Origin of the sequence: Streptomyces hawaiiensis, assembly GCF_004803895.1 — a bacterium.
GTDB classification, from domain to species: domain Bacteria; phylum Actinomycetota; class Actinomycetes; order Streptomycetales; family Streptomycetaceae; genus Streptomyces; species Streptomyces hawaiiensis.
On sequence record NZ_CP021978.1, the window covers coordinates 936,706 to 955,264 of the forward strand.

The following is an 18,559-nucleotide window of genomic DNA, read 5'->3' on the forward strand; positions in this document are numbered from 1 at the left end:
CATGCCCGAGGCGATGCCCACCCGCATCCTGCTGGCCGACGACCACCACCTGGTCCGCCGCGGTGTCCGCCTCATCCTCGACAGCGAACCCGACCTCACCGTGGTGGCCGAAGCAGGCGACGGCGCCGAGGCCATCGAGGCCGCCCGCACCCACCACCCGGACCTGGCCATCCTCGACATCGCCATGCCCCGCCTGACCGGCCTGCAGGCCGCTCGCGAACTCTCGCGCACCCAGCCCGAGCTGCGCATCCTCATGCTGACCATGTACGACAACGAGCAGTACTTCTTCGAAACCCTCGCCGCCGGCGCCTCCGGATACGTCCTCAAATCCGTCGCCGACCGCGACCTCGTCGAAGCCTGCCGCGCCACCATGCGCGGCGAACCCTTCCTCTACCCTGGCGCCGTCAACGCCCTCATCCGCAACTACCTCGACCGCGTCCGGGAAGGACAGCCCCCGCCCGCCAGAGCCATCACCGACCGCGAGGAGGAGATCCTCAAACTCGTCGCCGAAGGCCACACCTCCCAGGAGATCGCCGACCTCCTCGTCATCAGCGTCAAGACCGTCGAACGCCACCGAGCCAACCTGCTGCAGAAACTCGGCCTCAAAGACCGCCTCGAACTCACCCGCTATGCCATCCGCGTCGGGCTGATCGAACCCTGACCACCGACCAGCCACCCGGGTCGTCACCCATGGTCCAACGACACGAGCCTTCACTGCGAAGAAAAGCCGGTTCCACGCCTACGACGACCACGCATCTCCGCGAGCGAGAGCAATACGACCGCCAGATTCAAGGGAGAGGCGACTGTGTTCGCCACTTCAGGGATGTCGAAGGCACGTAGCAGGCTCGCTCCAGCGGCCAGCAGGCAGAGACCTATAGGCAGGAACCTGCGCCACTTGGGTATGTCCCGCATCCTGGCGACCGTGACGGAGCACCACAGCGTGAAACAGAAGAAGGCGATCCCGAATGCGATGACGGCGGGAAGCATACGAGGTGTCTCCACAAGGAGCAGCTGAGACGTGAGCGGTGGGCAGGGGCCTCGGCTGGGCGGCTGGCACCAGGGAGGTGATGCGGTCGCGGAAGGAGCACCGGCTAGCCGTTCAGGGCCCGGGGCGGGGTGGCGGCGTGGTGACGGGTGCGCCGGACAGGCTGTTGTGAACCAAGGCCAGCAACTCCTGGTCAGAGAAACCGAGATTACGCGCCTGGGTAATGAGACCGTGCACGGCCTCGGCGAGCCGGGCCTGGTCCGCGACGTCGGGCGCCGCGTTGATCACCGCGCCCCGGCCACGACGCAGCTCGATCAGGCCCTGGTGACGCAGTTGTTGGTAACCGCGGAGAACCGTGTGCACGTTGACGCCCAGCGACTCGGCGACCTCGCGCGCCCTGACGTGGGCGGAATCGAGGACGACGCGGGAGACATCGATCAGGCCCGCGTCGTCGAGCCGGTGCAGGACGGCCTCGTGCAGACGGCCCCACACGCCGGCTCTGGACCAGATCAGAAACCGGCGATGGGCGAGGGCTCAGCGGGTGCGGGTTCCAGCGTGGGTGGCTGGCGGTGCGGGAGTGCTGTACGGGGTACGGCCGGCAGTGCGCTTGGGCGAGGACGCGTCCTCGTCGTACCGCAGGTCCCAGCCGAGGTCGAGCAGTGGGGCGAGGGCAGGGTCACCGGTCCCGGTGGTGGAGGCGAGATGGCGTGGGGAGACGTAGACGTCGCCATCGATGTCGGGGCACCGATCGGGCTGGTGACTCATCGATCCGCCCTCATGGTGACGGTGATCTCCTCGGCGGTGGTGTCGAGGCGCTCGGTGACCTCGGCGGTGTCGCGGCCCGTGACGATGTAGAAGCCGGCTCGGGCGGTGAACAGGGTGCCGCCGTCCTGTAGGAGGACGACCTGGTCTCCGGGACGGCGCTGGAAGTGCAGACGGTCCAGCCACGGCAGGCGAGGCCCTGTGTGACTGAGGTGGGTGAGCGTGCCGGAGGTGCGGGGATAGATTACGCCGATGGCGGCGGCGCGGGAGAGGGTGGGGGTCAGGTCGGGCCGAGCACGCGAAGAACACCAAGTGGCTCGACCGCGTGCTCGCCGCGGGCCGGGAGCAGGCGCGCGGGCTGACCGCCTCCTACCTGCACGCCCTCGTCCAGGTCTGCCCCTGGCCCAGCCACGCCCCCGCCTACGCCCGGATGGTCGAGGCGGAGCACGCCCGCCGCCTGCTGACGGCCGCCGAACGCCTCGTCCACACCGTGCGGCCGGGCTGCGCAGCGGCTGCTGTCCCGACCCGGAGCCGGACAGCGCGGGGCGCAGGGGGCGGCACTTGATCACGAGCACCGTGTACAAGACCGCCCGCGACGACGACGGCAACCACCGCTCCGAGGGCCAGGTCCGCGATGCTCCCTGGGTGGCCATCGCCCCCGTCGTGAACGCCATCCGTGTGCTGGAGCGCATGGTTCCCCCAGGGCAGCTGCTGTTCGACCACCACGCCCACGACCTGCGCGGCACCCGGGCCGGCACCGGCTCCCTCACCGTGCACACCCTGGGCACCCGGGTGGAGGACTTCATCACCTGGGCCAACCACGAGGCAGCCGCCCGCGGACTGGTCCACGAGGTCATCCCGCCGGATCCGCACGGCAGGATCGGTACCGAGCGGTTCCGCAGGAGCCTGGCCTGGCACATCGCCCGCCGTCCCGGGGGCCTGGTCGCGCTCGCGATTCAGTACGGCCATCTGCGGACTTCCGTAGCGGCCGGATACGCCGCGCGCAGCCGGGACGGCATCCACGACCTCCTCGACGTCGAGACGGCCCGCGCCACCATCGACACCGTCGCCGACCTGAACGCCGCTCTCGAGGACGGCCTCGGCATCTCCGGGCCCGCCGCCCGCCGGGCCATCAAGGCCGCCGCCACCGCGCCCCAGTACACCGGCACCGTCATCACCGCACGGCAGGCCCGACAGATCCTCGCCAACCCCCACCTGGCCGTCTACGACAATCCCCACACGCTGCTGATGTGCGTCTACAAGCGCGACAAGGCCCTGTGCCACCGCGGCCTCAAGGACACCCCCAGCCTCGACCGGTGCGTCCCTGTCTGCGAGAACATCGCCCGCACCGACCAGCACTCCACCGGCCTCCGCCTCCGCGCCACCGCGCTTGACCAGCAGGGAGGCCAGGCGCCCGGCCCGCTGGGCGAGCGCCTGCGCAACAACGCTGCCCGGCTGCGCGACCTCGCCGTCGCCCACCACCGCACCCGCATCAGCCTCCAGGACGGCACCGCTACCGCGCAACGCGCTCACCCAGCGTCACCCGGACCTCAAGAACGACTTCTACGCGCAGGTCAGGGCTGCGCGGGCAGACGCCGGACTCCGAGATCCGCCTGCGCCAACAGGTCGTCAAACTCAAGGAGCTCCGAGCCCAAGGACGCACAGGAGCTGTCCCAGCTGCAGACCGATGTCGATCACCTGGTCCGCGCTGTTAACCAACTGACCGTGGAGAACCGACAACTGCGCGGTGCACTGTCACAGCCCACCTCCCCCGTTCGAGTGTTGCCAACCCAACCGCACCCGAACCGGATGCTCTGAGAACTGCCTTGGTCGCTCGGCGGGACTCAGGTGGACTCGCGGTTGTCGCATCGCCGTACGGGGGCTTCCCGCTTCTCTCGGCGGACGATATGTCCAGTACGGCGAGTTCCTGGCCGACGAGGCTGACGTTCCCCTGAGCAGCACGCGGCTCGGAGAGCGAGCCTGCCGACGGAGAGCTGCTTCAGAACCACACGCTGTGGAGGACCGCATGACCGCGGTCAGTACGGACAACAGCGCACCGGAAAGGCACGAGCTCCCGTGATTGCTGCTGAAGAGACATTCGACGGCACCTGATGCCCCAGGTGGTGCGGTGTCTGAAAGGCGCGATCCACGGCAGCGGCTCGCGTTCGTCCGCTTGCCTGCCTCCTTGGCTTGCGCGTCCGCCTGGATGGAGGCGGGTTCCTCGGCGGGCAGCCGCGGGTGGTCCCTTGGGGGCGCGGTGGAACTTCGACCAGATCGAGCCGCGACGTGGAGCAGCGCGGGTCAGGAGCGGCAAGGTGCCCTGGTGGTGCTTCGTATGACGAGGTGTGGTGTGACGACGACTTCTCGTTCGTCGTCCTTCGCCCCGCCCTCCAGCCGGGCGACGGCCCGGCTCACGGCCCGGCGCGCCAGCTGGCGGGCTTCTTGCCCGACCGTGGTGAGTTGGACGTGGGCGAGGCGGGCGAGGTGGCTGTCGTCGAAGCCGACGACCGAGATCTCGTCGGGCACCGAGATCTGTGCGCGCAGGAAGGTGTCGAGGACGCCGATGGCGCAGTGGTCGTTGAAGGCGAGGACGGCGGTGGGGCGGGCAGCCTCGGCGAGGAGTGTTCGGGCGGCTGCCGCGCCGTGGTCCTCGGTCAGCCCGCCCGGCACGAGGCGGACGCGGTCGGTGAGGCCGTGGTGCTTCATGGCCGACTTGTAGCCGCGGCGCCGGTCCGTCGCGCCCGGCGCCCTGCCCCCGTCGATGTGGACGATGTCGCGGTGGCCCAGTGCCACGAGGTGGTCGACCGCTTGTCGGGCGCCCTCGTCGTCGGCCGCGCGGACGACGTCGACGCCGTCGACGAGCGGGCGCAGCCGGCGGGCCACGGAGACGACGGGCAGCTGCGCCGCGAATTCTGCCAGCCGGGCCGCCGGGGCATGGGGGCTGAGCAGGATCAGTGCCTCGCAGCGGTCGGCGAGCAGCGTCTCCACCGCCTCCTGTTCGCTGCGGCTCGCGGCGACGGCGCTGAGTGCGATCTGATAGCCGGCCGCCCCCGCCGCGGCGTAGAGCGCCTCAACCATGTCGGCGTGGAAGGGCTGTCGCAGGTCGAACTGCACTCCCACCAGGTGCGAGCGGCTGCTGCGCAGAAGGCGGGCCCTGCTGTCCGGCCGGTAGCCGATCTCCCGCGCGGCCCGCAGCACCCGCTCGCGACTCGCCGCGCTGGGCCCCTTGGCACCGCGCATGACCATGGAGGCAAGCGGCACGGAGACACCTGCCCGCGCCGCGAGGTCGCTGAGCGTCGGCCGCTTTCCGTCCGGGACGGCAGAGCGCGATGGCACCGTCGGCCTTCCTGATCGAGGGTCTTCTGCGAGGTGATCGTAGACCGGTCCAAGCAGGACACGCACTGGTCAGCGTTCTTACAACGTTATAAATCAAATGTCCGCACAAACCCTTGACAGGCTGCCCGGCGCCTGGCGTACTGCTCCTGTTCTCTTAGAACGTTATAAGTCTGGAGCTGCGATGTACACGTTGGCGGTCTGTGCCGAGATGGTCTACCGCGACCTGCCGATCGAGGAGCGGGCCCGGCGCATCCACGAGGCCGGCTTCCAGGTGGAGATCTGGGACTGGACCCGGCACGACCTGGACGCACTGGCCCAGACCCCCGCCGAGTTCTCCTCGATGACCGGCTACATCCGCGGCACCCTGACCGACCCGGACGGCGCAGCCGAACTCCTGCGCACAGCCGGGGAATCGATCAAGGCACCCGAGCATCTCGGCTGCCCCCGGCTCAACCTGCACGGCACCGGCCTGGACGGCGCTGGCCTGCCCGTGGTGCCGGTGACCGGCGAGGCCACCGGCGAGATGTGGATCACCGCCCACCGCACGCTCACCCGCCTGGCCGAACTGGGTGAGAGCGCGGGCGTCACCTTCACCTTGGAGAACCTCAACACCGCCGTCGACCACCCCGGTGTCCCGTTCGCCACGGCCGCCGACACCTTCTCCCTGGTCGCGGCAGTCGATCGGCCCGGTCTGCGGATGAATCTGGACCTGTACCACGCCCAGATCGGCGAGGGAAACCTCATCGAACTGATCCGCCGCGCGCACGGCGCCGGCCTGATCGGAGAGATCCAGGTCGCCGACGTGCCCGGCCGCTGCGAACCCGGCACCGGAGAGATCAACTATCCGGCCGTCGCCCGCGCCCTTACCGACCTCGGCTACGACGGCACGGTCGCCCTGGAGGCATGGCCCTCCGGCGACAGTCACACCGCCATGGAGCGGTTCCGCGCCGCGTTCACCCTCTGATCCCCACCCCGAGTCACACAGCAGGCCACCCAGTAGCTCCCCGCCCGACCGCCACGGGATGTGTTTGCGTCCCGCCGGTGGATCACCCCTTCCCGCAAGTCAGCACAGTGAGGTGCCGAAATGAACCGCTCGCTTTCCTCCCGCTCCCGCAGATTCACCGTCCTGGTGGCCGTGACCGCCAGTACAGTCCTGGCACTCGCCGGCTGCTCCAGCAACTCGGGCGGCAAGAAGTCGGAGGAGAGCGCCGGTGGCGTCTCTGCCGGCAAGGCCACCACGCCCCGCATGACCATCGCGATGATCACCCACGCCGTCCCCGGTGACACGTTCTGGGACACCATCCGCAAGGGCGCCCAGGCCGCGGCCGCCAAGGACAACATCAAGCTGATCTACTCCTCCGACCCGAACGGAGGCAACCAGGCCAACCTGGTGCAGAACGCGATCGACCAGAAGGTCGACGGCATCGCCGTCACCCTCGCCAAGCCCGATGCCATGAAGGAAACGGTGGCCAAGGCAATGCGGGCCGGTATACCCGTGGTCGGCTTCAACTCCGGTGTGGACGACTGGCAGAAGCAGGGCCTGCTCCAGTACTTCGGCCAGGACGAGACCGTCGCAGGCGAGGCGGTCGGCAAGAAGCTGAGTTCCCTCGGTGCCAAGAAGGTCGCCTGTGTCATTCAGGAACAGGGCCAGGTCGCCCTCGAGGCACGCTGCGCGGGCGTCAAGAAGGGCTTCTCGGGCACGACGGAAAACCTGTTCGTCAACGGCGCCGACATGCCGTCCGTGCAGTCGACCATCACCGCCAAGCTCAAGCAGGACCCTTCCATCGACTACGTCGTCACCCTCGCCGCCCCGGTCGCGCTGACCGCCACGCAGGCGGTGTCCGACGGCGGCAGCAGGGCCAAGGTCGCCACCTTCGACCTCAACAAGGAACTCGTGAAGGCCATCCAGGACGGCAGCATCCAGTTCGCCGTCGACCAGCAGCCCTACCTGCAGGGCTACCTGGCGGTCGACTCCCTCTGGCTCTACAAGAACAACGGCAACTACAGCGGCGGTGGCGTGGCGCCCGTGCTGACCGGCCCGGCCTTCGTCGACAAGTCAAATGTCGCCGCCGTCGCCACGTTCGCGGCCAAGGGAACACGGTGACGCGTACGACTCGGGTCACGGCCGGACCCGTGTGGGTTCGGCCGGCCCTCTGCTGACCGTCACCGCCATCGCCCACCCTCAAGTCAAGGAACGACATGACCTACCGCACCTCCCTCGGAGTCGCCGTGATCGGCGCCGGCCGCATGGGAGCCGACCACGTACGCCGGATCAGCGAGGTGACCAGCGGCGCCCATGTGGCCGCCGTCGTCGACGTCGACATCGATCGCGCCAAGACGGTCGCCGCCGACATCGACGGATGCGCGGCCTACGGCGACGTCGCCGAAGCGATGGCCTCACCCGACGTCGACGCCGTAGTGCTCGCCTCCCCGGGCATCGCCCACGAGGCGGCACTGCTCACCGCGTTCGAGCACGACCTGCCCGTCCTGTGCGAAAAGCCCCTCACCCCCGACGCCGCCTCCGCCCTGCGTGTACTGGAGGCCGAGCAACGCCTCGGGCACCGCCGCGTGCAGGTGGGCTTCATGCGCCGCTACGACCACGAGTACCTCAAACTCAAAGCGCTGCTGGACAGCGGGGAACTGGGCCGGCCGCTGATGCTGCACAACCGGCATCGCAACCCGTCCTGTCCGCCGGACTTCACCAGCGCCATGCTCATCAACGACTCCGTCACCCACGAGATGGACGTCACCCGCTGGCTGCTCGGCCAGGAGATCACCTCCGTCACCGTCATGCGGCCGCGGCCCTCCGGCAACGCGCCCGAAGGACTGGCCGATCCCCAGTTCGTCGTCTTCGAAACCGACGGCGGTGCCCTGGTCGACGTTGAGATCTACGTCAACGCCCGCTACGGCTACCAGGTCCAGACCGAGGCGGTGTGCGAACACGGCACCGCCCGCATCGGCGACCGGCACGACATGCTCGTCAGCACCGGCGGACGCTGGGGCGGCACGGTCACCGCCGGCTTCGTCGAGCGATTCGAGGAAGCGTACGACCGCGAGGTCCAGGCATGGGTCGACGCCACCCGACGCGGCGAGGTCACCGGCCCCAGCGCCTGGGACGGCTACGCCGTGGCTGCGATCTGCGAGGCGGGCATCCACGCCCAGACCGAGGGCCGCCGCGTCGAGGTGGAACTGGCCGACCGCCCAGCCCTCTACATCTGACCCCCACCGCCGGCACACCGAACCAGCGGGGAACGACCGCTCCCCGCCCGACCACACCGCAGACGGGACGCAACATGAAGATCGGTCTGAACACCGACAGCGTCGGGCAGCTCACGCTCGACGAGACCCTGGACCTGGCCGCCGAACTCGGCCTGGACCACGTGGAGTTCGCCACCGGCGCCTGGTCCACGGCCCCGCACATCGACATCGACCGGCTTCTCGACAGCGACGGCGCGCGCCGTGAACTGCTGGCCAAGGTCGCCGACCGAGGGCTCACGATCAGCGCCTTCACCTGCTCAGGCAACCCCCTGCACCCCGGGCCCAGCGGCCGCGAGCACGACCAGGTCGCGCGCAGGACGATCGCTCTCGCCCCGCTCCTCGGCGTCGACCGCGTGGTGATGATGTCCGGGCTGCCGGGCGGGCCGGGCGACGCCAACCCCAACTGGATCACGGTCTCCTGGCCGCCGGAGACCACACAGATCCTCGACTGGCAATGGTCCGAGGTCGTACTCCCATACTGGCGAGACCTCGTCGCCCACTCCCGCGACCGGGGCGTACCCAAACTCGCTCTGGAGATGCACGCCCACCAGGCGGTCTACAACGTCCCCACCCTCCTGCGCCTGCGCGAGGAGGTAGGGCCCGTGGTCGGGGCCAACTTCGACCCCAGTCACCTGATGTGGATGGGGGCCGACCCGCTGGCCGCCATCGAGGCCCTGGGCGAGGCGATCTACCACGTGCACGCCAAGGACACCCGGCTGGAACCCTCCCGCCAGGCGCTGACCAGCAGGCTGGAGACGCTGCCCGTCATGGCCGCCAAGGAACGCTCCTGGAACTACGTCACCCTCGGCTACGGCCACGACGACGCGTTCTGGCGCGCTTTCTGCCTCGCCCTGCGCCGAGCCGGCTACGACGACGTCCTGAGCATCGAGCACGAGGACGTTCTTGTGGCCCCCGTCGAGGGCGTCACCAAAACCGTCGACCTCCTGCGCCGCGTCATCCTGCGCGACCCCAGCTCCTACAAGCCCCAGGAGATCTGAGCCGTCCGAAGCCGCACGGAAACAAGTTCCGCGCGGCTGGGTCCGCCAGGCCGAGGTCGACCGCGGCGAGCGGGACGACGGGTTGACCACCGCCGAGCATGAGGAACTGAGAGTGCGGGATGTGAGCTGATGTCCGTTTCGGGGTTGGGCCTGGGTGGAGCCCTGGTCGGCGGGGCGAGTGGACGGTCAGGGGCAGGGCTGAGCGAACAGGCCGGGCTCGGGTTCGGTGAGGATGCCCCGTGTGACCAGGCGTTTCAGCTTGGAGCGGATGCCTTCGGTGTTCTTCGGGACGATGGGCAGGTCGAGGGCCTGGCAGAGGTCGCGGGATCCGCCGGCGCCGCAGCCTGACTAGGCCCGGACGGCGGGCAGCCGCCCAGGACTTCGTGCGCCGGGACTTCACCGCCGACGCACCGGACCAGGTGTGGTGCGGCGACATGACCGAGATCGACACCGGTGAGGGCAAGCTCTAGCTACAACCGTGATCGACCTGTTCTGCCGCCGCCTGCTCGGCCACGCGATGGGCGAACTCCACGACGCCGAACTGCTCGTCGCCGCCCTGCACATGGCCGTTGCCACCCGCGGCGGCGACGTCAAGTGCGTGATCTTCCATAGTGATCGCGGCAGCGAGTACACCTCCCGCCGCTTCCGCCAGACCTGCTGGAAACACGGCGTGACCCAGTCCGTGGGCCGGGTCACGCCGTGTTTCGACAATGCCGTCAGCGAGGCGTTCAACAGCGTGCTCAAGGTCGAGTACATCCACCGGCCCACCTTCGCCACCCGTACCGAGGCCCGGCTGAAGATCGCCACGTGGATCACCGGCTTCTACAACGCACGTCGGCTACACAGCGTGTGCGGCTGGAAGAGCCCGATCGACTACGAACACGGCTACCGGCCCGGCTTCACCGAGGAGCTGGCTGCATAGGAAGGTCTCCACGAAACCGGGGCATTGACATCGGGACTGATGCTGAACTCGACAGAGACCGCCAACCCGTCCTCGGCGGCCTCCAGCCAATGGAGGCGGTGCGGTGGATCAGCTGCGGAGCCATGCCGGTGCGGTCACTCCCAGTCGCTGTCCGATGGCGCCGTCGCTGTCGGCTCCGTTTCTTGGGCGGCCGCTTGCTTGTGCTCGATGAGGGCCGTGGTACCGGCCACAACTGCAGAAAGAGCCACGGCGGCGGACAGCATGGTCGACTTACGGCTGACGTCGCCCCGCAGGCCCGCGGCCACGAAAGCGGCGGCATCGACCGAGTCCATGACGATGTTCACCGCAAGAAACTGCTGCTGCTGGGGCCGGGTGAGACCGTCCATCCGTTGCAGTCCAAGCCCGAGAGCAGCGTTGCGGATCGCGAACATCCGCGAATAAGGGATCGCGGGGGTACCGCTAGCCGTGAGCTGGAAAACCCGCGCGGCCAGCCGCGGGGTGAACAAGTGGGTGGCCGCGACGATGAAGCGCCCAGTCGTCAGCGCTCTGCGGGAAGGAACCAGGTGGAGGGGGAATTTGGACATGGCGAATCCTTTCAATCCGGAACGGGCCGGTCAGTTGTTCAGGAGGTGGCGGGTCAGGAATTCGACCTGGTCCGCAACGACGGCGTCGAACGGCTCCCCCAGGTAGTTCAAGTACGTTGATCAACAATGACGCCGGTACGCGGTCCGCGCCGGGATCGAAGCCACCCCCTCCCAGAACGTCCGCGCCTGCGGCCTGCGCCGAACCCGCTACCGAGGCCCGCCGAAAACGCACATCGGGCACGTCCTGACCGCACTGGTCTGCAACGTCACCCGCATCGCCGACTGGATCGCCGAACCGACCCGCCCCCGGCGGGCACCAAGCCACTTCCGCGCCCTCTGCACCGCCCACAGCTGACCCCGGCAAGATCACCAACAGAGCCACGGCATTGGCCCTAGGTCGAAACGGCTACTTGCCTTCGGCTTCGCGGGAGACGGGAGCCCACTCGGCCCGCTCGGTGAGGTGTTGCTGGGGAAGGGTTTTCTATGGGGTTCAGAGCTCGGCGACGACGCGTCGCAGTGTGCCCGGCGCGATGCGCAGCATGGCGGGCATGACTTTCGTCTGACCGGGGAATGCCATGTTCCGCCCCCGCCGAAGAGCCTTCATCGTGACCGCCGCCACCTGCTCGGGAGTCAGTTTCTTCCCCGTGGCTTCGGCGTTCATGGGCGTGTCCGTAGACGGTGGGAGGACCTCGAGGACATGGGTGCCCTGCGGGGCGAGTTGACGGCGCAAGCCGTCCGCGAAGCCGTGCAGGCCGGCCTTCACCGCGCCGTGGGTAGGCGCGCGAGTGGGCGAGACCAAAGCGAACCCTGAGGTGATGAATACGATCGCGTCGGGCTCTGGCCATCGCTCGAGCACTTCACCCGTCAAGTGGATGGGGGCGGTGAGGTTCAACGCCACCTCGGCATCGAGAGTCGCATTGGGGTTCTTGCCGGCTGCATAGTCTCGTTCCTCGAACGTACCGGCGTTGTTGACCAACACGTCCAGACGCCCAAAGCGATCAGCGATTGCTTGCAGCAACGCTGCCCGATCAGCTGCGTCCGTCACATCGGCCCGCACGGCCAGCGCCTGCGGGTGTGCCTGCGCGAATCGGTCAAGCGCAGCCTGCGAACGTCCGCAAACGACGACAGACGCCCCGAGCTCCACGATGGATTGCGCGAGGCTCAAGCCGATGCCTGAGGTTCCGCCAGTGATGAGTACGGTCTGTGACACGATGCCCCCTCTCCGTATAGCGTACCGATTGGTACGAAATACTCTAGCACATCCGTACCGATCGGTACCGAAGGAGTAGGATGAAGAAATGACCTCGACGACACCGGTCCCTCCTGGCAGGCCTCGCGCGTTCGACATCGACGAGGCACTCGATCATGCAGTCCTGGTGTTCTGGTCAAAGGGTTTCGAGGGTGCCAGCCTTGACGACCTCACCGAGGCGATGGGTATCAGCCGCCCCAGCCTGTACAGGGCGTTCGGCAGCAAAGAAGACCTCTTCTACAAGGCGCTGGAGCGCTACACCGAGGGCTTGACCGCCTACTTCGCCCGAGCTCTGGCCGAGCCCACAAGTGCAGCAGTGGCTACTGCCGTGCTCCACGGGACGGTCGAGGCGGCAACCATGCCGGGATTCCCCACGGGCTGTCTTGGCGTGCATGGTGCGTTGGCTACCGGGGATGACAGCCGCCCAGTCCGAGACGCACTCATCGCATGGCGTGAGGACGGGATGGCCCACTTGACGCGCCGGTTTCAACAGGCGGTGGACGCCGGTGACCTTCCGCCTTCCACAGATCCTCATCTTCTCGCGCTCTACCTGAGAACAGTCGCCAATGGGATTGCCGTCCAGGCCGCGAGTGGTAGTTCCCGCCCTGAGCTGCTGCAAGTCGCGAACCTCGCGTTGGGCAGCTGGCCAAAGCCGTAGTCAGTCAGCCCGGGATCTGCGCACGAATTTCGGTTTTCCGTGGTTCGCGCGAGGCCGGTGTGACTGGCGCGACCGGCGGAGGAACTGCGGGTGCGGCGGTAGTGGGCGGTTCCGAGGGTGCGCGGGATGCCGACGCTTCGACGGGGGCCGGCGAGACGGCGCGTGCCGGGGTCGAGGGCTCCGGGGGCGGCAAGGGCGACGGGACGCTGGGCGTGGCGCGCAGCCAACTACCGATGATCAACTGTTCATCAAGCCGTGCGTGCCGGCGGCATCCCGGCTCCCGCCCTTGTCGCGTCGGTGCCCCAGCTGGCCAGCAGTCGTAGTGCCTCCGCCGACGGGGAACCGGGTTCGGCGTGGTAGGTCGCCAGCGTCTGTTCGTGGTCGTCGGCCAGGTGGAACGACTCGAGGCGCAGATCGAGTTCGCCGACGAGCGGATGGTGCAGGCGCTGGATGCCGTGGCACTTGTCCTTGACGTCGTGGGCGGCCCACAGCCGCCGGAACTCCTCGCTCTTCACGGAGAGTTCGCCCACCAGCGCGGACAGCCGGGGGTCGTTGGGATGGGAGCCGGCGTCCATGCGCAGCTGAGAGACGACGTCGTTCGCTTTGTGCTCCCAGTCCACGAACAAGTCGCGGTACTCGGGCCTGAGGAACACCAGCCGCGCCCAGTTCCGCTCCTGCGCGGGCAGCTCGGCCCAGTCGCCGAAGACCGCCGCGGCCATCCGGTTCCAGGCGAGGATGTCCCCCCGCCGCCCCACGAGGATCGCCGGGCCGCCTTCCATGGTGTCCAGCAGCGTCCGCAGGGAGCCCCGCACCCGCTGGGTGCGGCCCGCCGGCTTCTTCTTCTGTTTCGGCTTCGCCAGGTGTGTGAGGTGGGCGTGCTCGGCGTCGCTCAGCCTGAGCGCGCGGGCGATGGCGTCGAGGACCTCCGCCGACACGTGCCGCCCGTTGCCCTGCTCCAGCCGCGTGTAGTACCCCACCGACACCCCGGCCAGCTGCGCCAGCTCCTCGCGGCGCAGCCCCGGCACCCGCCGGTGCCGCCCGAAGTCCGGCAGGCCCACGTCCTCCGGCTTCAGCCGGGCCCGCCGGGTGCGCAAGAACTCACTCAGCTCGGCACGCGGGTCCAGAGCGCCGTCGGCGGGATCGTGCACCGGTTCGGGATATTCGTCCATGCCTCGAGTATCTCCGGTCGGACGCACACGAGCCTGCCCCAGCCAGTGGTAGGCACAGCGGATGTACACAAAGCCGTGACCTGGGTGAATACCGGATCGTCCAGCACGCTGGCCACTGTGCCCGGCTGGAAGGCAGCCGGGGCGTGGCTTGCATCAAGAACGGAGTACACCCCATGACCGCAACACAGGGGACCGAGTCGAGGACGCGTCAGAGCGAAACGGCCGCGGAGGTGGTCGGCCGCCTTCGTACGACGTTCAACACCGGCGTCACCCGCGGACTGGACTGGCGCGTCAACCAGCTGCAGCGGCTACGGGCACTGCTGGTCGAAAACGAGCAGGAGCTGATCGAAGCGCTCCGGGCGGACCTGAGGAAGAACCCCGCCGAGGCGAAGACGCAGGAGATCGACTTCACCGTCGCCGACATCGACGAGACGCTGGCGAATCTCGAGAGCTGGCTTCAGCCTCGCCCGGTGGAGGTTCCCACCCACTTCGGTCCCACGACCACGGCCTACACCACGTACGACCCGCTCGGGGTCGTCCTGGTGATCGCTCCGTGGAATTTCCCGCTGCACCTTCTCATCGACCCCATCATCGGCGCACTGGCCGCCGGGAACACCGTGGTGGCCAAGCCGAGCGAGATCTCGGTGCACACATCGGCGGTCGCTTCACGCCTGCTGCGTGATTACTTCGACGCCGACGTGCTCACCGTGGTCGAGGGGGGCGCCGAGGAGACCACGGCCCTCCTGGCACAGCGTTTCGACCACATCTTCTACACCGGCAATGGCACGGTCGGCCGGATCGTCATGGCCGCGGCCGCCAAGAACCTCACCACCGTCACGCTCGAACTCGGAGGCAAGTCGCCGGTCTTCGTGGCGCCCGACGCCGATGTGGAGGAGACCGCGAAGCGGCTGGTCGGCGGCAAGTTCGGCAACGCGGGGCAGCAGTGCATAGCCCCGGACTATGTTCTGGCCGATCCTGCCACCGCTGCCGCACTGGTTCCCGCCCTGCGTGCGGCGGTCGAAGCCCGGTTCGGCACCAGCCCGCAGACCGCGGCCGACTTCGGCCGGATCATCAACGAGCGGCACTTCGACCGGCTCACGCGTCTGCTGGATTCCGGCCGGGCGGCGGTGGGAGGCCAGCACGACCGTGACGACCTGTTCATCGCACCGACCGTGCTCACCGATGTCGACCCCGCATCGCCGGTCATGCAGGAGGAGATCTTCGGTCCGATCCTCGCCGTCGTCGAAGTCGAAGACCTCGATGCCGCCATCGCCTTCATCAACGAGCGCGACAAGCCCCTCGCGCTCTACGCCTTCACCGAGTCCGAGGCCACCAAGTCGCGCCTCTTGAATGAGACGTCCTCCGGCGGCGTCGCCTGGGGCCAGCCGGTGATGCAACTGCTCATGCCCGGCCTGCCTTTCGGCGGCGTCGGAGAAAGCGGCATGGGCCGATACCACGGTCGGTACTCCCTCGAGACGTTCAGCCACCTCAAGGGTGTCGCGGACGTCCCGCTCAGCTAGCCTCGCGCCTTCTGCCTGCACCACCCACACCCCGATCCACCGGGACAGCGTGGACCCCCTGCGTCGCAGACCTTCGGTACGCCGACGCGCCGTCTCCCAGGCGGGCCCACAGGCCGATCTTCCACGCGATCGACCAGCCGGTCCCGCCTTCGCCCCGCCCCTCCAGCGACCGGTGGGCCGCCTCCCGCAGTGCGGGGCTGTCCAGGGATCGGCCGGGGTAGAGACCGATCAGGTGGGAGAGGTGACGGTGGTGGGGCTCGGTCTCCTCCGGTTCGCCCGGCCACTCCGGTATCCGGCCGTCCGTCCCTGCGCGCAGGGGCGCCAGGCGTGAGCTGGCCTTGCGGACCTCCTCGACCGCCGCGGCGTCCGGGTCGGTGCGGGTGGTGCCGGCGGCCTCCAGTTCGCGGTCGGCCTCCAGCACGAAATCGAAGAGTTCGCGGGCCAGCGTCACATCGGCCGTGCTGCCGGCCACCACGCCGGCCGGCCCCTCGCCGGTCAGGAAGTCGTTCTCCGGGCTGGTCGACGGGGACGGGACCAGGTATCCGTGCGCGTCCTCCACCAACAGGTCCAGGACGAACCGGGCCGCGTCCACGCACACCGGGAAGGCGGTCCGCGCCAGGAAGTCCACCTCGCGCCCGAAGCGCCAGCGCTCGGCCAGGTGCATCGAGAGCCAGGCCCCGGCCATCGGCCACTGTGCCCACTTCGGCTCGCCCAGGCCCTTGCCGACCGGCACCGCGATCCCCCACAGGTCGGTGTTGTGATGGCAGGTCCAGCCGCGCGCCCCGTACAGGCCCCGGGCCGCAGCGCGGCCGGCCTCGGCCAGGTCGGCCACCAGGTCCAGGAGCGGCTCATGGCACTCGGGCAGGGCGGTGGTCTCCGCAGGCCAGTAGTTCATCTCGACGTTGATGTTCGTCGTGTACTGGCAGTTCCAGGGCGGCGCGATCCGGTCGTTCCAGATGCCCTGGAGGTTGGCCGCCTGAGTGCCCGGACGGGAGGAGGCGGCCAGCAGGTAGCGGCCCAAGGCGAAGGCCAGCACGCACAGGTCCTCGTCGGGGGCGCCGTCGGCGCGGCGGGTCAGCCGCTGGTCGGTCGCGAGGGCCGACAGGTCCGACGGGCCGTCGGCCGTGCCCAGCCGCAGGCTGACCCGGTCCATCAGGGCGCGGTGTTCGGTGAGATGACGGGCGCGCAGAGCGGGCCAGCCGAGCGCGACGGCGACGGCGAGGTCCGCCGCCGCGTCCCGCAGGCACTCCTCGGCCTCCCGACTCGGCGGGGCGTTCCATCCGGCGAAGCCGGTGCGGATCGCGATGTACACCGTCACCGCTGCCGCGCCGCGTACCGCAAGCACCGGTGCGGATACTCCCCCGGCCCCAGGCCCGGCCGCATCCCTGGTCTCGACGCTCGCCGCATCGCCCTCGACGGACACCCGCAGCAGTGCCGCGGCCCGCATCGAACGCACCTGGTCGTCCTCAAAGGTGACGCCGTCCTGGCGGGGCCAGGGCACTACATGGCGAGGGGCGGCCAGCAACAGCGCCAGCCCGTCCCCCTCGGGGCGGATCTCGGCGCGGCGCTGCGGAGTGGACAGCCTCAGGTCCACCCCGAAGCCCGCCGGGTCATCGGTCTCCAGCCGCACCGCGATCACCTGGTGCCCGGCGGAGGCGAGCACCCTCCTGCCGCAGAAGGTGTCCTGCGGCGGTCCGTTCCACCCGCGCGACCCCGTCGCGCAGGTCCAGGGAGCGGCGATACGTTGCCGCGTCCGCCGCTGATCCGACGAATTCCAGCTCCAGCTCGCCGACAGGCTGGAACGCCTCCGCGTCCGCGCCCTGGGTGGCCCAGCTCCCGGCCTGCATCGACGTGGCGGCCGGCGCGGATGTGCTCACGCACGCTCTCCAGGAGACCGGCCGGAACCCGGGGCACGGCGGTGTCACCGGGGCCGGACCAGAACGTGTCCTCGTTCAGGTGGATGCGCTCGACCGGGAGCCCACCGCGGACCATGGCGCCGAGCCGGCCGTTCCCGACAGGCAGCGCCTCCGCCCAGTCCGCGGCCGGTCGCGTGTAGCTCAGCGTCAGCGCGCGGTTCATGGCGTACATCGGCATCCTTCCCTGGCGGCGCACTCGTGCCGGGAGGATCCAACAGAGGCGGACGGGTCCAGGGAGATCGTTTCATCCTGAGGTGCTGGTGGGGAGCCTGTCGGGTGGCGCATGGTGCGATCATGCTGCTCCGTGACCTGATCCGCGCTGACGTCCACCCGCCTCAAGCCGGCTGGATCGTGACGACGACGTCGGCGCGGGAGCGGCCGAGAGCCACCACCTCGGCGTTGGTCTCGTCGCTCCCGTAGGTCCAGGCGACGGCCAGGTCGTGCGGCTTGCCGTGCTCCTCGTGGCGGGCCACGAGGCGTTGCCGTCTGAGGTCGTCGTCGGTGGCGAGGTACCAGGTCTCGTCGAGAAGTGCGGCGGCTCGGGGCCATGAACCCTCGTCCGACAGCAGGTAGTTGCCCTCAGTGATGATCAGGGGGATCGCACGTGGCACCGGCAGGGCGGAGCCGACGGACTCCTCGATGCCGCGGTCGAAGTCGGGTGCGTACACGACCGGTTCGGCACGGGAGCGGAGCCGCTGGATCAGGTGAACGTAGCCGTCGGCGTCGAAGGTATCCCAGGCGCCCTTGCGGTCGCGGCGGCCCAGGGCGCGGAGCACGGTGTCGGACAGATGGAAGCCGTCCATCGGCACCAGAGCGGCGGTCTCCGGCCCCAGTGCCTCGACCAGGTGCCTGGCCAGGGTCGACTTACCCGCCCCCGGGGCGCCGGTGATGCCAAGGATCCGCCGCTCACCCCGGCCGGCGAGGGCGCGGGCACGCTCGGCGAGTTGGGCGATGGATGCACGGACGACGACGGGCGGGGAACCGGGCTCGGCGGAAACCGCGGCTTCGCCGGCGCGGAGACCCGGCGAGGGCGCCGCGTCGGCAGGGCTTTGGTGGGCAGCAGACATCATTCGGCCTCCGGGACCAGGGGCAACGCAGACGCGGACCGTCCTTGCGCTGCGCCTCCGTCAGAGCGGCCCAACCATAGGGTCAGGAAAAATATCTCGCAAGATGTGTTAACACAGCGGACAACCTCTGCTAAC

Annotated in this window: 17 protein-coding genes and 6 pseudogenes; 11 read left to right on the forward strand and 12 right to left on the reverse strand. The window is 69.2% G+C overall.

The annotated features are described in order from the left end of the window. Window position 1: 1 nt before the first annotated feature. Window positions 2–661, forward strand: a complete 660-nt coding sequence (locus tag CEB94_RS04360) for a response regulator (protein ID WP_175430897.1) — start codon at window positions 2–4, stop codon at window positions 659–661. A gap of 438 nt (window positions 662–1,099) precedes the next feature. On the opposite strand, the pseudogene CEB94_RS04365 reads toward CEB94_RS04360, so the two are convergent. The 4 genes and pseudogenes from CEB94_RS04365 to CEB94_RS42470 form a co-directional block, all read right to left on the reverse strand. Continuing rightward, window positions 1,100–1,381, reverse strand: a pseudogene (locus tag CEB94_RS04365) (GntR family transcriptional regulator); the annotation flags it as partial. Then, window positions 1,355–1,513: pseudogene (locus CEB94_RS40680) on the reverse strand (IS5/IS1182 family transposase); the annotation flags it as partial. The pseudogenes CEB94_RS40680 and CEB94_RS04365, both read right to left, overlap by 27 nt. An 87-nt stretch (window positions 1,514–1,600) precedes the next feature. Continuing rightward, window positions 1,601–1,750: pseudogene (locus CEB94_RS42170) on the reverse strand (SPDY domain-containing protein); the annotation flags it as partial. Continuing rightward, complete coding sequence (locus CEB94_RS42470; RefSeq protein WP_484422085.1) at window positions 1,747–2,031, reverse strand: hypothetical protein; 285 nt, start codon at window positions 2,029–2,031, stop codon at window positions 1,747–1,749. The gene CEB94_RS42470 and the pseudogene CEB94_RS42170, both read right to left, overlap by 4 nt. A 5-nt stretch (window positions 2,032–2,036) precedes the next feature. On the opposite strand from CEB94_RS42470, the pseudogene CEB94_RS40685 reads away from it, so the two are divergent. Continuing rightward, a pseudogene (locus CEB94_RS40685) lies at window positions 2,037–2,249 on the forward strand (DnaB-like helicase N-terminal domain-containing protein); the annotation flags it as partial. Between the two features lie 59 nt (window positions 2,250–2,308). Further along, window positions 2,309–3,565, forward strand: a complete 1,257-nt coding sequence (locus tag CEB94_RS40690; RefSeq protein WP_246111715.1) for a hypothetical protein — start codon at window positions 2,309–2,311, stop codon at window positions 3,563–3,565. A 483-nt stretch (window positions 3,566–4,048) separates the two neighbouring features. Here CEB94_RS40690 and CEB94_RS04380 read toward each other — a convergent pair whose 3' ends face one another. After that, a complete protein-coding gene (locus tag CEB94_RS04380) occupies window positions 4,049–5,083 on the reverse strand; it encodes a LacI family DNA-binding transcriptional regulator (protein WP_175430898.1) in 1,035 nt (344 codons plus the stop codon). A 181-nt stretch (window positions 5,084–5,264) separates the two neighbouring features. Between CEB94_RS04380 and CEB94_RS04385 the strand changes: the two genes are divergently transcribed. The 5 genes from CEB94_RS04385 (at window position 5,265) to CEB94_RS04405 (ending at window position 10,261) form a co-directional block, all read left to right on the forward strand. After that, window positions 5,265–6,047 carry a TIM barrel protein gene (locus tag CEB94_RS04385; RefSeq protein WP_175430899.1) on the forward strand — a complete coding sequence of 261 codons (783 nt, stop codon included), beginning with the start codon at window positions 5,265–5,267 and terminating at the stop codon, window positions 6,045–6,047. A 120-nt stretch (window positions 6,048–6,167) separates the two neighbouring features. Continuing rightward, window positions 6,168–7,187, forward strand: a complete 1,020-nt coding sequence (locus CEB94_RS04390; protein WP_175430900.1) for a sugar ABC transporter substrate-binding protein — start codon at window positions 6,168–6,170, stop codon at window positions 7,185–7,187. Window positions 7,188–7,282: 95 nt separating this feature from the next. Next, a complete protein-coding gene (locus CEB94_RS04395; protein ID WP_175430901.1) occupies window positions 7,283–8,302 on the forward strand; it encodes a Gfo/Idh/MocA family protein in 1,020 nt (339 codons plus the stop codon). Window positions 8,303–8,376: 74 nt separating this feature from the next. Further along, window positions 8,377–9,339, forward strand: a complete 963-nt coding sequence (locus CEB94_RS04400) for a sugar phosphate isomerase/epimerase family protein (protein WP_175430902.1) — start codon at window positions 8,377–8,379, stop codon at window positions 9,337–9,339. Between the two features lie 478 nt (window positions 9,340–9,817). Beyond that, window positions 9,818–10,261 (forward strand): DDE-type integrase/transposase/recombinase, encoded by a 444-nt coding sequence (locus CEB94_RS04405; RefSeq protein WP_175430903.1) that lies wholly within the window; start codon window positions 9,818–9,820, stop codon window positions 10,259–10,261. Between the two features lie 134 nt (window positions 10,262–10,395). Here CEB94_RS04405 and CEB94_RS04410 read toward each other — a convergent pair whose 3' ends face one another. Then, window positions 10,396–10,845 carry a hypothetical protein gene (locus CEB94_RS04410; protein WP_218945892.1) on the reverse strand — a complete coding sequence of 150 codons (450 nt, stop codon included), beginning with the start codon at window positions 10,843–10,845 and terminating at the stop codon, window positions 10,396–10,398. A gap of 145 nt (window positions 10,846–10,990) precedes the next feature. On the opposite strand from CEB94_RS04410, the pseudogene CEB94_RS41640 reads away from it, so the two are divergent. After that, a pseudogene (locus CEB94_RS41640) lies at window positions 10,991–11,200 on the forward strand (transposase); the annotation flags it as partial. Window positions 11,201–11,335: 135 nt separating this feature from the next. On the opposite strand, the gene CEB94_RS04420 reads toward CEB94_RS41640, so the two are convergent. Next, a complete protein-coding gene (locus tag CEB94_RS04420; RefSeq protein ID WP_175430904.1) occupies window positions 11,336–12,055 on the reverse strand; it encodes an SDR family NAD(P)-dependent oxidoreductase in 720 nt (239 codons plus the stop codon). An 88-nt stretch (window positions 12,056–12,143) separates the two neighbouring features. Here CEB94_RS04420 and CEB94_RS04425 point away from each other — a divergent pair, with 88 nt between their 5' ends. Further along, complete coding sequence (locus tag CEB94_RS04425) at window positions 12,144–12,752, forward strand: TetR/AcrR family transcriptional regulator (RefSeq protein WP_175430905.1); 609 nt, start codon at window positions 12,144–12,146, stop codon at window positions 12,750–12,752. A 248-nt stretch (window positions 12,753–13,000) separates the two neighbouring features. Here the strand turns inward: CEB94_RS04425 and CEB94_RS04430 are convergent, their stop codons facing one another. Then, window positions 13,001–13,921: a helix-turn-helix domain-containing protein gene (locus CEB94_RS04430; RefSeq protein WP_175430906.1), complete on the reverse strand. Its 921-nt coding sequence runs from the start codon at window positions 13,919–13,921 to the stop codon at window positions 13,001–13,003. Window positions 13,922–14,094: 173 nt separating this feature from the next. On the opposite strand from CEB94_RS04430, the gene CEB94_RS04435 reads away from it, so the two are divergent. Then, window positions 14,095–15,441, forward strand: coding sequence for an aldehyde dehydrogenase family protein (locus tag CEB94_RS04435; RefSeq protein ID WP_175430907.1), 1,347 nt, complete (start codon window positions 14,095–14,097; stop codon window positions 15,439–15,441). Here the strand turns inward: CEB94_RS04435 and CEB94_RS41645 are convergent. From CEB94_RS41645 to CEB94_RS04450, 4 genes and pseudogenes are all read right to left on the reverse strand, one after another. Beyond that, a complete protein-coding gene (locus CEB94_RS41645; RefSeq protein WP_175430908.1) occupies window positions 15,434–17,104 on the reverse strand; it encodes a glycosyl hydrolase family 95 catalytic domain-containing protein in 1,671 nt (556 codons plus the stop codon). The two genes, CEB94_RS04435 and CEB94_RS41645, sit on opposite strands and share 8 nt — an antisense overlap. Next, on the reverse strand, window positions 17,052–17,318 hold the full coding sequence (locus CEB94_RS42475) for a glycoside hydrolase N-terminal domain-containing protein (protein ID WP_246111716.1): 267 nt from the start codon (window positions 17,316–17,318) through the stop codon (window positions 17,052–17,054). The genes CEB94_RS41645 and CEB94_RS42475 overlap by 53 nt, the downstream gene beginning before the upstream one ends. Before the next feature lie 13 nt (window positions 17,319–17,331). After that, window positions 17,332–17,535 (reverse strand): annotated as a pseudogene (locus CEB94_RS42480) (glycoside hydrolase N-terminal domain-containing protein); the annotation flags it as partial. Between the two features lie 157 nt (window positions 17,536–17,692). Beyond that, window positions 17,693–18,427, reverse strand: a complete 735-nt coding sequence (locus tag CEB94_RS04450) for a nucleoside/nucleotide kinase family protein (protein ID WP_246111717.1) — start codon at window positions 18,425–18,427, stop codon at window positions 17,693–17,695. Window positions 18,428–18,559 lie beyond the last annotated feature (132 nt).